The organism is Cupriavidus sp. SK-3 (genome assembly GCF_000611145.1).
Taxonomy (GTDB): domain Bacteria; phylum Pseudomonadota; class Gammaproteobacteria; order Burkholderiales; family Burkholderiaceae; genus Cupriavidus.
Window position 1 is genome coordinate 141,235 of the sequence record NZ_JFJV02000075.1, and the last position, 14,714, is coordinate 155,948.

The window sequence follows — 14,714 nt, forward strand, 5'->3', positions numbered from 1 at the left end:
GCACCGGTTCGCCATGGCGCGCGCCCCCCAGCACGCTTAGCATGCCGCTGCCGCCCTGGGGCCCCGGAAATCACTCCGGCAGGCGCCACACCCTGATCGCCAGGGGCAGACGGTACGGGGGAGCCGGAGAAAACATCACAACGCGGCAACCGTAGCTTCGGTAGACACAAAATAAGGGCAATCGATCCTGCCGGCCGCCTTTGCTTTTATGCCTTCCAAGCGTTTGGCCTTCCATGCCCTTGCCGCATGACTAACCGTAGTTACTATGTGACAAAGGCGCGCAATGTTAGCACGACCGCCGGGACCCGCCGCCGCTCGCTGGGCCAGCGCTCCCAGGCCGATCCAGGCAGGTTGCGCCTCTCAGGTAAAAAGTGACGCATTGGGCGTATTTCTGGCGCCGCGTAAACGCAGCGAGACGCCGATAAGCAGGATGCCGCACACCACCGCCCAGGCGCCGATCAGCCATAGGAGCGCCAGCGCGCCGGCAAGCGGTTGCCAAAGCAGCAAAAAGGCGAACACGATGCTGACCAGTCCGGCCAGCACCAGCCACCATTCATTAGGAATGTCCTTACGCAGGCGTATGGCGGCGACGATCTGCAAGACGCCCGTGGCGAGCGTCCAGGCGGCGATATATAACAGCAAGGAAAACGCAGTCACAACGGGGCTGAACCAGGTCAGCAGGCCCACGCCAAGCCCAAGCAGGCCCTGCAGTGCGAGGATGCCGCGATCACTGGCTTCCCGCTGGCTGCCTGAGATCGCCATCAGCAGCGCGGTGATGCCGTCGGCGGCGGCAAAGGCGCCGAACAGCAGCACGAGCGCGGCCAGCGTGGCAATGGGGGCGAAAAAGGCACAAAACCCGAAAACAATGGCGAAAATGCCGCGTAGTGCCACGACCCACCAAAGCTTGGCGTAATACTGAAGCATGGGAACTCCCTTGCAAGCTGCCGGCACCGGGCCAGCAGTAACGAAGACCGTCGAAGATCGGCAAGACAGGCGTGCAAAAAAGCGCTAATTTCTAGCCAGCGATCCTTCGGCGGGACGGACGGGGGCATGAAATCATTCTAGACAGGAATCATGTGAGGACAAAGGCGCAAAGGGCAAGGGCTGCAGCGGTTGCCGGAGTTGTGTGGCTGGCAGCGGGCAATCCTGCGCAGGCGCAGACCACCTCAATGGCCGCCGCGGCCCCGGCCGATAGTGCGCCGTCGCGGCCCCTTGCCGTGCTTTGCGATGCGCCCTGGTTCCGTTCCGGTTCACGGGTGCAGATGGAGGGCGATGGCGCCATGCCCATGTCGGTCACCATGACATTGCGGCGCACCGCCAAGAGCCCGACAGGATGCCGGGCGCAACTCGAGGTGCGTTCCAAGTCGGCATTGTCCGCGCTGATGGGGCCGCCGGTCATCATGAACCAGGTCCACATGGTCAATATCGACCGCCGTTCCGCTACCGCCAGTAGCAGCATTGAGAGCGAGCATGCCGTCATCAACGCGCAGGGGCGCTATGCGCGCATGTATGGCGAGGCCGCCTTCAGGGGCCAGGGTGTCTTCAGCTATGCGGGCATGGATATCCACGAGGGCAGCACCATCGAGGGCGAGGCGTTCGAGTCCAGCGTATCGCTGCAGATATTTCCGCTGGGCGCGGATGAGGTCGTGGGAAGCATGCGCGCGCTGTACGCCTCGATCAGTGTCAGCTCCCGCCATGTGGGCAAGCGCCAGATGATCGATACCGTGCTGGGGCGCAAGGAGTGCATGCCCATCACCTACGAAAAGCGGACGTCGCTGGGGCCGCTGATGGTGGGAGAGGAGGTGGTGCAGGTCGAGCCCACCGTCATGCACGTAACGGACTGGTATTGCCCTGCCGAGGCATTCGTGCTGCGTACGGAGATCCGCCAGCAGGACAAGGTACAGCGTATCGACGTCACGGCGATGGAGTTGGACACGACAGCACCTGACGTTCCCCCCCCCCCGGGGGGGGGGCGCGCGGATCGAGCAAGACAAAAAGCCCGCCAGTATCGGCGGGCTTTTTGCTGGCGAGCGCCGGATTCCGGCGCGCCTTGCCGGTCAGCTGGCGGCTGCGGCCGATGCAGCAGGCTTCTTGCTCTTGCTCTTGCTCTTGCTCTTCTTGGCCGGCTTCTTGGCCTCCGGCGCCGAGGCGTCGGTCAGGTCCGTGCGGGTGCTCTTGTTCGCGCCCTGGGAATACGGGTCGAACTTGTCACCGGACTTGGCACCCTGGCTGTACGGGTCGAACTTCTCGCCCGACTTGGCGCCCTGGCTATACGGGTCGAATTGCTTCTTGCCGGTGGATTGCGCCTGGGCAGCCACGGAGACGGCGCCAATGCACAGCGCGATGGCTGTCGCGACGAACTTATTCATGTTTTCTCCTGGAAAATGCCGCCTTCCGGCGGTTCGAATACGCGGAAACTGACGGGGGAAGGTGGCCTTGCAAAGGGCCAGGCTCCATGCCGGGTTTGTCCGCCTGGTCCCAGTGTCGCCAACATTTCGCCCGGCTGTCAACACGTGCTGTATTGTGAAATGCACAGCTTTGTGCTGACTTATGGAAAGCCGCTATTGCCTTTGTCGGCAAGACTTGCTTGACGGCTATCGCTGAATATGCATTGTTGAGCACTTTGGCGGCTGTCGGCGCGCACTGCAGCGAGTTCGGCTCCGTTGGGCGCCCGGCGCACGCCGACGCTTGCGAAAAAAAAGCCCCCGGGAGCCTGACGGCCGCGGAGGCTTCCGATGCGTCGTCAGGATTTATTCCGTGGCGACGTCCGACGGGTGTTTCCATGCATCCCGCACCTGCGTGCTCGGCGCCAGAGCAAGATTGATATTGCGCGCGCCGATCGGCTGCTGGAACCATTGCTTCTGCAAGGCGACGACCTGCGGGCCGGCGAATACCGACGCGAGGGTCTGGTCGACGAGTTGCTTCCATTCCGGGTCCGCCCTGGACATCATCAACGCATTCTGCTCGACCGACAGGGCGGGACCCACGATTACGAACTGCGACGGGTCCTTGGCGCGGGCGCGCAGCCCCGACAGCAACACGTCGTCCATCACAAACGCCTGGGCGCGGCCGGATTCCAGCAGCAGGAAGGACTCGCCATGATCCTTGGCGTAGATGTCGTGGTAACCATACTGGCTCTTCAGGCGGCGCACGTGGCGGTCGCCGGTGGAGCCGGCGCTCGTTACCACGTTCTTGCCGCGCAGGTCATCGAATGACTGGATGCCGGAGTCCGCGCGCACCAGCATGCGTACCGTGGAGATGTAATGGGAGACGCTGAAAGCTACCTGCTTCTGGCGCTCCAGCGAATTGGTATTGGGCGCGCAATCCAGATCCACCAGCCCGTTGACCACGGCCGGGATGCGGTTCTGGGGCGTGAGCGGCATCCATCGCACCTTGATCGTCTTCAGCCCAAGCTTCACGCGCGCGGCTTCGGCGGCGCGCAGGCACAGGTCTACCGCGTAGCCCGCAGGCTCGCCCTTGTCGTCGGCGAAGGAGAAGGGCAGGGCCGATTCCCGGTAGCCAAGCACGATCGTGCCGGTATTGCGAATCTTGTCCAGTACCGGGCTTTGCGCCTGGGCTGCCTGAGGGGCGGAGAACGACAGCGCGGCAGCCGCGGCGAAGACTAGCTTGACCAGCAGGTGCGAGGCGCGCGATGCGCCGGCGCTGGTCAAAGTGGAAAACGGAAACATATGTCGAATATTTCAAAAACCGCAAGGCTACGCCTGAGGCCTTGTGAGGCAAAGTACATCTTCGTCATTAGCAAATATCCGCCCGGGGATCCGTCAGAGGCAATGCGATGCCGCGGATGAGCGGTTTCCCGGCGCCCGCAGCGCCCGGCGCGGTTTCACAAAATTTCACGTTCGTCGGGTTGCGGCGGACTGGATGTGCGCGGTACGCTACTGGGTTCGCTGCGTCTGTGACGTGCAGTGATCACGATAGCGAAGGGAATCATGACTATTTCGCGCAAGAAGATCGCGCTGGGTGCTGTTGCGCTGGCAGTAGCCGCGGGTGTCGCGGTGCAACTGGTCTGGCACCCGTTCGGCCGCGCCTGGAAGGGGCAGCCGCGCCAGCTTGAGCTTGATTTCAACCGCCCGGACGCGCTGGCCGACAGCGAAAGCCTGTCCAGCCTGCCGCGCGACATGCTGCGCGTGCCGTTGTTGCGGGACGTGCTCACCGAAGATTTCGTCAATTACTACGAAGACAATGAAGGCCGTCTGTCCGCTGCCGGCGCCTTGCGCCGCATTGCCTTCGAACACGAACTGGACTGGAGCGACGCATTGCTCAAGCGCGTGTTCGACGAACCGGGCCGGCTCATGGCGTGGCGCGGCGCCGATGGCACCTTGCGCTATTGGGCGCTGTCGATGGAGCGCAACGGGCTGGCCAAGGTGCTGCAGACTCTGGGCACCATCGCCCCGGCCGACACGCAACTGAGCCGCGTCGGCGAAATCGACGGCACGCCACTGTACGCGCTGCGGATCGGGCCGGCGCGCAGCCTGCTGCTGGCGGGCAAGGGCGACCGGCTGGTGGTCCTGTCCGAAGCGGGCATGTTGCTGGACGCCGAGAGCAAACCGATTGCGGCCCGCGCCAGGGCAGTGGCCGCCTGGCTGTCCGACGACGCCGGCGCCCGCGAGGCCCCGCTGCAATCGTTCGCGCTGGATGCCGCCAAGGGTCCGCCCAAGGGCCACCGTGTGGTGGTGGGGGCGAACTACCTCTCGTTCGGCTACCAAGCCTTCTTTCCAGGCATCGAAGCGCTGCGCTTCGATCTTGCCGGCGCCGCCCCCGAGGCTGGAGCCGACGATGCCGTCTGGCGCAGCGCGGTGCTGGTAGATGGCGCGCGCCTGCCCGGCCAGTGGAACACGGCCGAACTCTGGAAGGCCTTGCCGGCCGACCCTGCCGCTTGCGCCACGCTGCCGGTCGACTGGCAGGCCGCCGGCAAGATGTTGCAAAAGGTCAGTGACGGCAAGGAGGAACTGGCAACGCAGGTGGGGCAGGCCTTCGACGGCCCGGCCGCGGTGTGCTGGTACAGCAAGTCGGCGCTGGTGGCGCCTCTGTTCGTCGCGCGGATCAAGTCGGCTGACGCCGCCGCCACGCTGCGCCCGGTACTGGCGAGTCTGTTCGGGCAGGTGATCGGCGCCTACGAGCCCAATGCCGGTGGCGAGAAGGGCGCGTACGCGCGGCTGCCGGTGCAGAACCGCGAGGGCGCCGGCGGGGCCGTGCTCTGGTCGCGCGCGGTCAGCTCGCCCTACGGCACGCGCGAGGCCAAGGGTGCGCCGTTCGCGGCCCAGTTGTCGGCGGGCGCCTATTTCCCCGTGACGCTGGCGCTGGCTGGCAATACCGTGCTGTTCTCGCCTGACGGTTCGCTGGTCGACGATGCGCTGGCGGTACAGGGCAAGCGCTTTCCGGCGGCGGCCGACACCATGCAGCGCGGCCAGCAGGCTCGCACCGTGCTGAGCTTCACCCCTTCGGCGCTGGCGCCCCTGGTGCGGCGCGAGGCCACGAAGGCATTGCCCGCGGACCAGGAGGCCTTGTTCCTGAACGCGGCGCGCGCGCACCTGTTCCCCAAGCTGAAGGCGCTGGCGGCCTACCCGGCGGTGTCATTGGTGCTGGCCGACAGCCTGCCTTCCGGACGTGGATGGGTGCAGGTGAACTGGCAACAGGCAGGCTTGCCGCCGCGCGGCGTGCTGGCTGCGGCACCGTTGGCCACCCCGTCGGCGCAAGAGGCCGCGCAGTAATGGCTGCAAGCCGAGGCCGCCGCGCAATGCTGGCGGCGCTGGCGGCTGGCTTGCCGCTGGCTGGCAGCGGCCGCGCCTGGGCCTTGTCGGGCCTGGATACCGGCACGTCCGGGGCGGACTCGCTCGATGTCACGCAGTCGGCGGCGTTTCGCGCATGGTTCGTACGCATCGTTGGCGAGCAATTGCGCCAGGGCCCGACTCCGCGCTGGTACCAGCGCGATTGCGCGGGTCTGGTGCGCTTTGCCGTGGCCGAGGCGCTCAAGGTGCATGACACACGCTGGCTGCGTGCCAACGGCATGCAAGGCGGTGCTTCGGCACGCCAGCTGCCGCCTGAGCTGAGCCTGAGCCCGGGCCAGCGAACGCTTGGCCAGCGCTGGACCCGCGCCGACGGCAGTACAGGGGCTTATGCCTCGGCCCTTGCGCTGGTGCAGGGCAATAGCCGCTTCGTTGCCCGGAACGTCAACCTGGCCCAGCCCGGCGACCTGCTTTTCTACGACCAGGGCGACGAACAGCACCTGATGATCTGGATGGGCCAGTACCTGGCCTACCACACCGGCACCGTGACCAGTACCGATAACGGCCTGCGTGCCGTCACCCTTTCCCGTCTGATGCAATGGAACGATTCGCGCTGGCAGCCGCAGGACGGCAATCCCAATTTCATCGGCGTATTCCGTTTCGCCTTTTTGTCGAGGTAAAGACGATGCCTGTCGTCATGATGCGCGCGAGCGCGTTCCTGAATTCCGTGATTGCCCGCATGCTGCTGGCGCTTGCCCTGCTGGCCTGTGCCCATGCAGCCGCTGCGGGGCAGCCCGGCGCCACGCTGGATACGGTGCCGTCCAGCGGCTACAGCGCCTTTCAGGGGCAGCCGTTCTTCCTGCTGTCGGACGCCAGTTTCGGCAGTGACCAGACCGCGCAGGTACGGCTGGAAGCACCGGGGCGCGAATACAAGAGCGAGCTGCAACGCTACGGTGGCGCCGATGTCCTGGTGTACCGGGTCGCGGACCCGATTGCCTTCCTGAAGGCGCAAAAGAACCTCCACCGCATCGACGTCAAGGCGAATTACCGCGGAGAAGGGCTGGCCAATACCCTGTCCTACCTCTGGGATAGCTGGTACAAGCAGGCGCGCCGCGCGTGGCAGCGCGTGCTGTCGTTCGCCACCCGCAGCAAGGCGGTGGAGGAATCCCCGCAGTTCAGCATGGGGGACCAGATCGCCCAGCCCACCCGCTTCGAGAACAATCCGCAGTATGAGCCACTCAAGGGCTATGACGTGGTCGAGCGTTTCCGCTACCCGATCTGGGATGCCAGGGAGATCCAGCCCCCGAAGGACGTCAAGCTCGAAGGCAGCAGCAGCGAATTCCTGCCGCGCGACGCCGGCAACGTGATGGTGCCGCTGGGCAAGCTCAAACCGGGCCTGTATATCGTCGAAGCCATTATCGGCACTTACCGTGCCCATACGCTGCTGTTCGTCTCCGACACCGTGGCCATCACCAAGAGCACGGGCAACGGCATGCTGGTCTGGGCCGCGCACCGCAAGAGCGGGCGTCCCGTTGCCGGCGCCAGCCTGTCCTGGACCGATGGCCTGGGCGTGCTGCAGAGCGCGACCACCGGCGCCGACGGTGCGGCGGAACTGGCCCACACCAGCCCGGAACGCAGCTACCTGCTGGGCGTGGACCCGGCCGGCGGTGCCTTTATCTCGGAAAACTTCTACTACGACAGCGAGATCTACAACACCAAGCTGTACGCCTTCACCGACCGGCCCCTATACCGCCCCGGCGACGAGGTCCGGGTCAAGTTCGTCGGCCGCAATTTCCGCAACGCCACCGAATCGGGGCCGGCCGCGGCGGGCGATATCAAGCTGGAGGTCCTGGACCCCAATGGCGCGCCACTGGCTTCGATCGGTACCGCGCTGGCGGCCGACAATGGCGCCGATGCGCGCTTCACGCTGCCGGCCAATGCACTAGCCGGCGGCTATACGCTGCGCTTCGACTATGGCGGCAATACCTACGGCGGCGCTTTCCGCGTGGCGGAATACATCAAGCCGCATTTCGACGTCAATCTCGCACTGGACAAGTCCGACTACGCAACTGGCGAGGCGGTCAAGGGCAAGATCCAGTTGCGCTATCCGGACGGCAAGCCCGTCAAGGATGCCAGGCTGTCTGTCAGCCTGCGCGCGCAGCAGGTGACGATGGTGGAGGGCGAGTTGCAGTACGCCGGCCTGTTCCCGGTCAAGCTGGAGCAACAGGAACTGACCACCGACGGCAGCGGCAATGCCGCGCTGACCCTGCCCGCGGCCAGGGATCCGAGCCGTTACGTGGTCACGGTGTTTGCCAACGACGGTGCGGCCTATCGGGTCAAGGTCACGCGCGAACTGCTGATCGCGCGCGGCGCCACGCCGTACAAGCTGACCGCGCCTGCCAATTTCACCAACCCCGGCCAGAGCGTGACCTTCCAGTTGCAGGCGCTTGCGGCTACCGGTCAGTCACCGGCGCAGGCCCCCGCCAAATGGGAGCTGGTGCGGCTCGAGTCGCGCACCCGCAGCGAAGGCGCGCTCAGCGCAGCCGCAAACGGTGCACTGGCGTTCCCGGTCAAGTTCGAGCAGCCGGGTTCGTACACGCTCTCCGTCAAGGATGGCGCCGGCAATCTGCTGGCCGCCGCCAGCCACTGGGTGGCGGGCGAGGGCCTGCAGACCGTGCCGGGCAATATCGAGATCGTGTTCGATCGCGACCGCTACCGCATCGGCGACACCGCCGAGGCGCTGGTGACGTTCCCGCTCGCCGTGGAAGACGCCTTGCTGACGCTGGAGCGCGACCGGGTGGAGCGGCGCGGCCTGCTGTCCAGGGGCGGCGACTGGCTCTCGCTGGAGAAGGTCACCGACAAGCAGTGGCGCGCACGCATCAAGGTGGGCAACGATTTCAGCCCCAACATGACGTTCTCGGTGCTGTACGTGAAGGACGGCGATTATGTGTTCCAGAACGCCGGCATTGCCGTGGTGCAACCGACCATCGAACTGACGGTCAGGAGCGACAAGCCTGTCTATGCCCCTGGCGACACGGTCACGCTGGACCTGACGAGCGCCTTTGACGGCAAGCCCGTGCCGGCCAATCTCACCGTCAGCGTGGTCGACGAGATGGTCTATGTGCTGCAGCCGGAGATCGCGCCGAGCATCGTCGACTTTTTCTACCATCCACGCCGCAACAGCGTGCGCACCACGTCCAGCCTGAGTTTCATCGGCTACGACCTTGCCGTCTCGGCCCAGCCGGGTGCTGGCGGGCCGGAGCGGGGCCGCTACAACGAGCGCGGCGTGAAGGTGCTGGAGCGCCCGCGCCGCGATGAGAAGGACACTGCTGCGTGGGAGGCCAACCTGCGTACCGGCGCCGACGGGCGGACACGCATGAGCTTCACCATGCCCGATTCGCTGACCCGCTGGCGCGTCACGGTGCGTGCCATGTCGGGCGATGGCATGGTCGGGCAGCGCACCGCCAGCATCCGTTCCGACAAGGGCCTGTATCTGAAGTGGACCGGGCCGCAGCGCTACCGTGCCGAGGACGCCCCGCGCATCGACATGGTGGCCTTCAACCAGGGCGAGCAGGAAGTGGCGGCGGATCTCGTGGTGATCGGCGCCGGCCTGAACGTCAACCAGAGCGTGGCGCTCAAGCGTGGCGCCAACTACGTGCGCCTGCCGGTCTCGCAAAGCGTCTTGCAGAGCGGCGTGGTCAATGCCGAGATCAAGGTGCAGGGCAAGACGGTGGATCGCTTGCAGACCACGCTCACGGTCGAGCCCACTGGCTGGCTCTCGCAGCGAGAGCTGACGTTGCCGCTGGCCGGGGCCAACGCCGCGTTCAAGCTGCCGGCGGATGCGCAGGATGTGCGCCTGCGCTTCGTGGATGGCGCCGCCAGCCAGTTCGCCCGCGTGGCCGACGATCTGCTGGCCTATCCCTACGGCTGCACCGAGCAGACGGCCAGCCGGCTGATCCCGCTGGCTTTGGCGCAGCGCAGCCTTGCGGCCGCCGGTGCCGACACCGGCGGCGGCACGCAGGGCATCGATGCCCTGCTGCGCACTCAGCGCCAGCGCCTGGCGCTGCTGGCCGGTGTCAATGGCCAGTTTGGCTGGTGGGGCGATACGGTGGGCAATAGCGCGCTGCTGACGGCCTATGCCTACTACGCCGATTGGCTGGCAACGCGTGCCGTGGGCATCAGCTTGCCACCCGATCACTGGAAGCGCACGCTGGAAGCCTACAAGCAGGCCATGAAGGAGCCGCTGCTGCATCGCACGCTAGCCCTCTGGTTCATCAACGAAATGGGCCTGCCGGTCGCCACGCAGCTCGGCGGTTTGGCCGGTGAGCTGGCGCGTCCCGGTGCCGATGCGCCCGGTGCCGCGGCGGGCGAAAGCCTGGTGTTCGCCGCGCCGGATTCGCTGCAAGGCCGCCGCGTGGCGGCGGTGCTGGCGGCGCAGCTTTACAGGCAGATCGGCCAGCCGATGCCGGAAGGCCTCGCCGGTGCCGCGGACGCCGCGCGCCAGGCACTGGCTAACGACCCGTCGCCGCTGGTGCAGAGCCTGCTTCTGATGGCCGGCAAGGGCGCAGCCACCTCCGACGTGCAGGCGCTGCTGGCGCGCGCCGGCGCCGCCTCGCCCACCATCGACCGGGCGGTGACGCTGGTCTGGCTCAACAAAGCCCTTGGCGGCGGCCTGGGCCGTGGCCTGGCCGGCGAAAGCGATCCCGCGCTGCGGGTGCCGCAGGGCAACTGGAAGGCCGCGCGTAGCCAGCTAGGCCTGCCGGAATGGCGCTGGAACGGGCCGCAACTGCCCGAGACGCTGGCCCTCACCGTGCCGCAGAACATGGAAGCTGCGTCGCAATCGTTCAATACGAATGCGGTGTTGTCCTACCGCAGCCGCGCCCAGGAAACCTCGCGCCTGCCTGTCGGCGTCGAACGCAAGCTCTATCGCCTGGTACCCACCAGCGATGGCGCCGCGAAGGAGGGCAAGCAAGCCGAGGCAGCCGCCGCGGGTACGGCTGGCCTGGCGTTCTCGGCCAAGCCGGTCAAGCCGGGCGACAAACTCGACAGCAATACGCTCTATGTCGACGAGATCGTGCTGAGCCCGCGCCAGGGCATGTTCCGCTACGGCCTGGTAGAGGCACCGCTGCCGCCGGGCGGCGAGGTCGAAGGCACGACCTGGGGCCTGCGCATCGAGGGGCTGCCGGATCCGGACAACAAGGCCACGGGCCTGCAGCCGTTCCAGCGCGCTGTCACCTACGAGATGGGCATGCTGTCCTATCACCAGCCGGTGGTCTCGCTGGAGCGCCCGGTGGTGCTGCGCCAACTGGTGCGGTTCTCGCTGCCGGGCAAGTTCAACCTGCCGCCGGTGCGCTATTTCCGCATGTACCAGCCGGATGCCAAGGCCCTGCAAGGCGACGGCAAGACGGCCGGCTTCCCCCTGACGGTGGAGTGAGGCCGGCATGAGCGGGGCGGTGCGCAAGGCGACAGCCCGGGCTGCCTATGCGGCGTGCCGCCGGGGGCGCGTGGCGGCACTCGTCGCGCTGGGCGCGGCGTGCGCAGGGACAGCGCTGGCCGCAGCGCCGGCATCCGCCCGCCCCGGCGCGGGCGAGCCCCCGCGTTTCGCGCGCCTCGCCGGCGCCGAGGCCCAGTTGTTCCATCTCGATGGCAACGCCGCAGCAGCGCCCGCGCCGCTGTCCGCGAGCTTGCAGGCGCCGCTGGGCAGCGTGTGGAAGCTGTTCGTCTACAGCTACCTGGTGGGCCGCGACAAGCCTTCGGACGATTACACCTGCCGCGGCGGCGATCCGGAAGAGGCTTACTGCTGCACGGCCGGGCAGAGCATCGATCGCGAACGCGCGCTGATCCAGTCCTGCGGACGCTATTTCGAACCACGCCGGCTGGGTTTGTCCGGTACTGACTGGCGCCGTTTCTGGAAGGAGGCCGGTGCGCCGGCGTGGCTGCAGGACATGCAGGCGATGCAGCCCGAGCGCAAGGTGACCGTGGCCGATCTGCTGGCCGGGCTGCATGCGGTCCCGCCGGCCGCGCAGCAGGCCGCCGCCGCCACCCTGGTCTCCGTGCTGACCGTGGGACGCGGGGAAGGCACGCTGGCCAGCTATGGCAGCCTGCTGCGCGCCAAGACCTGGACTATGCCCGATCCCGCGCGGCCGGGCGCGTCCATCGGCGGTGCCGCTGGCTGGCTGGCCGATGGCAGTCCGGTCTGGCTGGGCGGCTCCGGCGCCAGCGCCAACGTGCTGCGCCGTGCCGCGCCGCGCCTGCAGCCGCTGCTGGCATCCGTGCCGGTGCCCGATGACGGCGCTTGCGTGCTGGTCGACATGTTCGAGCGTTATCCGCTGCGCGATCTGCAAGCCGTTGGCGCCGGGGCAAAGCGGCAAGCCCTGCCGGATGGCCCGCTCAACGGCACCTTCCGCGCCGAATTCACCAACGGCAACAGCCTGCGCGTCGAAAGCCGGGGCGAGCTGACGCTGATGCGCACGCCTGGCGCCGCACCGCGCGTGCTGGGCCGCTTCGGGCTCAACGACTATGTGGCGCGGGTGGTCGAGCGCGAGGGCGACACCACCGAGCCCGAGGCCGCCCGCGCGCTGGCGGTGGCCGCGCGCAGCTACCTGATCCAGCAGGCCACGCGCGAGCAAGGCTGCTTCCATATCGCCGACAGCAGCCGCACCCAGCGCGTGTTGCCGCGCGCCCCCACCGCGTCGGCGCGGCGCGCCGCCGACCTGACCGATGCGCTGGTGCTGTCCGGCGTCGCGGTGCGCTACCACCATGATGCGGGCGGCCCGGGGCGCATGGCCTGGATGGAGGCCCGGCGCGCTGCCGGGCAGGGCCAGGCGTTCGACGCCATCCTGGCACGCTGGTGGCCACAGGCCACGCTGACCTCGTTCCAGAGCCCGGTGGCCGGAGATTGCCTGGCGGTGGCCAATGCGCGGCAATGGCTGGCCCAGCGCGCGCCCCAGTGGGAGCGCCGGCTCGCGGCGGAGCCGGGCTACGAAACCCCGCCGCTGCCTGCCGTGTGCGAAGTCCGCGAAGGGCGCCCTTATGCCGATGCCCGCCGTAACCGTCTCTATATCCACCGGCTTGCCAGTGAGGACGATCGTGTTGCGCTGGCCCACGAATATCTCCACCTTGCGTTCGCCCGCCACCCTCGCGGGCAGGACGAAGACTTTGTCGAAGCCATGGCGCGCAAGCTGGTACGTACGCAGAATCCATGATGAAACCCACCCGCAAACGCATCCGCAACTGGCGCTGTGGCGCGCTGGCCCTGGCCTGTGCCGCAGCACCGCTGGCCGTGGCGGCCGAGCCGGTCGCCGATCTCGAAGGTCCGGTCGGCGGCTGGCGCCACGGTGGCCTGTCCAGCGAACTCGAACGCTACACCGCCGCCTATCCAAAGCCGCCGGTGGACCGGGGCGCGCAAAAGTACCGCACGCTGATCGAGGGGCGCCTGCGCAAAGTCGGCAAGGCCGGCCGCAAGCCGCCCACCCTGGTCGTCAACGGCACCGCCATGCCGCTATATACCGACGAGCAGGGGCGCTTCGCGCGGCCCTGGGCCTTCGGCCGCGGCTCCAACAGCGTGGAGATCGTGTCCGCCGACGGCGCTTCGCGCCAGCGCTTGCAGTTCTACGAGGCCGATGCCACCAAGACCCAGGCCAAGCTGCGCGCCGTGCTGACCTGGGACGATCCCAAGGCCGAGGTCGACCTGCATGTGATTTCGCCGGATGGCGGCCATGCCTTCTTTGCCAGCCCGCTCTTGCCGGAGGGGGGCGGGCTGGACGTGGACAGTGTGGACGGCGCGGGCCCGGAGATTTTTTCGAGCGCGGCGCCGCGTCCCGGCGTGTGGTTGTTCTATGTGAACTACTGGGGCAATTTCAACGCCGCTGGCTACAACTTCGAGAAGGGCGCGAACGAGCGCGACCTGATCACCGCCAAGCTCACGCTGATCTACAACGAGAACACGCTCAACGAAAAGCGTGAGACGCTCGTGGTGCCGCTGCGCAAGCTGGGCGAGCTGGCGCTGATGAAATCGGTGCGGTTCTGAGCAGTAGCGGGCAAGCGGTCAGTAAAAGCGGAAAAACAGCCGCAAAGAACGTCAGTAAGGAAGCATGGATATGCAGCGTTTGCCGAAGTTAGCCATTTTCAGCCTGACCCTGCCGGCGCTGCTGCTGGCGGGGGCCGCGCGCGCGGACGATGCCATCGAGTTCACCACGCCGCGCAACGGCTGGCGCAATTCCGCCGGGGACACCGCGGCCTCGGCCTATACGCAGGAAGTCCACTACCCCGCGGTGGCGGTTTCCACGCGGGCGGGACAGGCCGCCAGCGCGATGATCGCCGGGCGTATCCGTTCAGCGCCGAAGCCTGAGGGCGAGGCCACGAGCCCGTCGCCGGGCGGGCGCGGGCGCCGCACCGGCGCATCGGTTGCCACCCTGGTGGTCAACGGCGTGGCCATGCCGCAGCGGGTCGAGGAAGATGGCCGCTTCTCGCGGCCGTATGCCTTCTCCGGTGGCAGCAACAGCGTGGAAATCCGCAGCGCGCTGGGCGCCAGCAAGCGCGTGCAGTTCTACGACGGCTACCAGGGCAAGACACGCCCGCGCCTGCGCGTGGTGCTGTCCTGGGATAGCGATCAGACCGACCTGGACCTGCACGTGGTGGCGCCTGATGGCCAGCACACGTTCTATGCGAACCGCGTGGCCACCAATGGCGGCGCGCTCGACGTCGATGTCACCACAGGTTACGGGCCCGAGATCTATTCCATCGCCGCGCCGCCGCCCGGCACCTATCTGGTCTACGTCAACTATTACGGCAGCGGCGCCGGCCCGGAGGCCATCACCGTGGCGCAAGTCGCGTTGATCACCGATGAGAACACCCCCAACGAAAAGCAGCAGGTGTTCCGCGTGCCAATGCGCAAGGCCGGCGAGCTGACCCTGATCAAGTCCTTTGTCATGAAGTGATTCCACTGCGGGTGCAAGCCTGGCATTC

The 14,714-nt window shown here is 67.2% G+C and carries 9 protein-coding genes and 1 pseudogene; 7 read left to right on the forward strand and 3 right to left on the reverse strand.

The genetic code is table 11. The features are described 5' to 3' along the window. Nucleotides 1–360: 360 nt before the first annotated feature. Nucleotides 361–924, reverse strand: coding sequence for an HdeD family acid-resistance protein (locus CF70_RS08275; RefSeq protein WP_035862870.1), 564 nt, complete (start codon nucleotides 922–924; stop codon nucleotides 361–363). Between the two features lie 245 nt (nucleotides 925–1,169). On the opposite strand from CF70_RS08275, the pseudogene CF70_RS34605 reads away from it, so the two are divergent. Next, nucleotides 1,170–1,946, forward strand: a pseudogene (locus CF70_RS34605) (hypothetical protein); the annotation flags it as partial. Between the two features lie 111 nt (nucleotides 1,947–2,057). Here CF70_RS34605 and CF70_RS37535 read toward each other — a convergent pair. Beyond that, nucleotides 2,058–2,369: a hypothetical protein gene (locus CF70_RS37535; protein WP_035862874.1), complete on the reverse strand. Its 312-nt coding sequence runs from the start codon at nucleotides 2,367–2,369 to the stop codon at nucleotides 2,058–2,060. A gap of 381 nt (nucleotides 2,370–2,750) precedes the next feature. After that, nucleotides 2,751–3,689, reverse strand: a complete 939-nt coding sequence (locus CF70_RS08295; protein ID WP_035862875.1) for an amino acid ABC transporter substrate-binding protein — start codon at nucleotides 3,687–3,689, stop codon at nucleotides 2,751–2,753. 261 nt (nucleotides 3,690–3,950) lie between these two features. On the opposite strand from CF70_RS08295, the gene CF70_RS08300 reads away from it, so the two are divergent. The 6 genes from CF70_RS08300 to CF70_RS08325 all read left to right on the forward strand — a co-directional run bounded on the left by CF70_RS08300 (nucleotide 3,951) and on the right by CF70_RS08325 (nucleotide 14,686). Then, nucleotides 3,951–5,732, forward strand: coding sequence for a DUF2138 family protein (locus tag CF70_RS08300; protein WP_035862877.1), 1,782 nt, complete (start codon nucleotides 3,951–3,953; stop codon nucleotides 5,730–5,732). Beyond that, the gene (locus tag CF70_RS08305; protein ID WP_035862879.1) at nucleotides 5,732–6,427 is read left to right on the forward strand and encodes a DUF1175 domain-containing protein; all 696 of its coding nucleotides are present in this window, start codon (nucleotides 5,732–5,734) and stop codon (nucleotides 6,425–6,427) included. Before CF70_RS08300 ends, CF70_RS08305 begins: the two co-directional genes overlap by 1 nt. Nucleotides 6,428–6,444: 17 nt before the next feature. Then, a complete protein-coding gene (locus tag CF70_RS08310) occupies nucleotides 6,445–11,181 on the forward strand; it encodes an alpha-2-macroglobulin family protein (protein ID WP_152561734.1) in 4,737 nt (1,578 codons plus the stop codon). 7 nt (nucleotides 11,182–11,188) lie between these two features. Further along, a complete protein-coding gene (locus tag CF70_RS08315; protein ID WP_051648145.1) occupies nucleotides 11,189–12,952 on the forward strand; it encodes a DUF2300 domain-containing protein in 1,764 nt (587 codons plus the stop codon). Beyond that, nucleotides 12,949–13,776: a YfaP family protein gene (locus CF70_RS08320; RefSeq protein ID WP_414629436.1), complete on the forward strand. Its 828-nt coding sequence runs from the start codon at nucleotides 12,949–12,951 to the stop codon at nucleotides 13,774–13,776. Before CF70_RS08315 ends, CF70_RS08320 begins: the two co-directional genes overlap by 4 nt. Nucleotides 13,777–13,846: 70 nt before the next feature. Beyond that, nucleotides 13,847–14,686, forward strand: coding sequence for a YfaP family protein (locus tag CF70_RS08325; RefSeq protein WP_035862975.1), 840 nt, complete (start codon nucleotides 13,847–13,849; stop codon nucleotides 14,684–14,686). The last annotated feature ends 28 nt before the right edge of the window (nucleotides 14,687–14,714 follow it).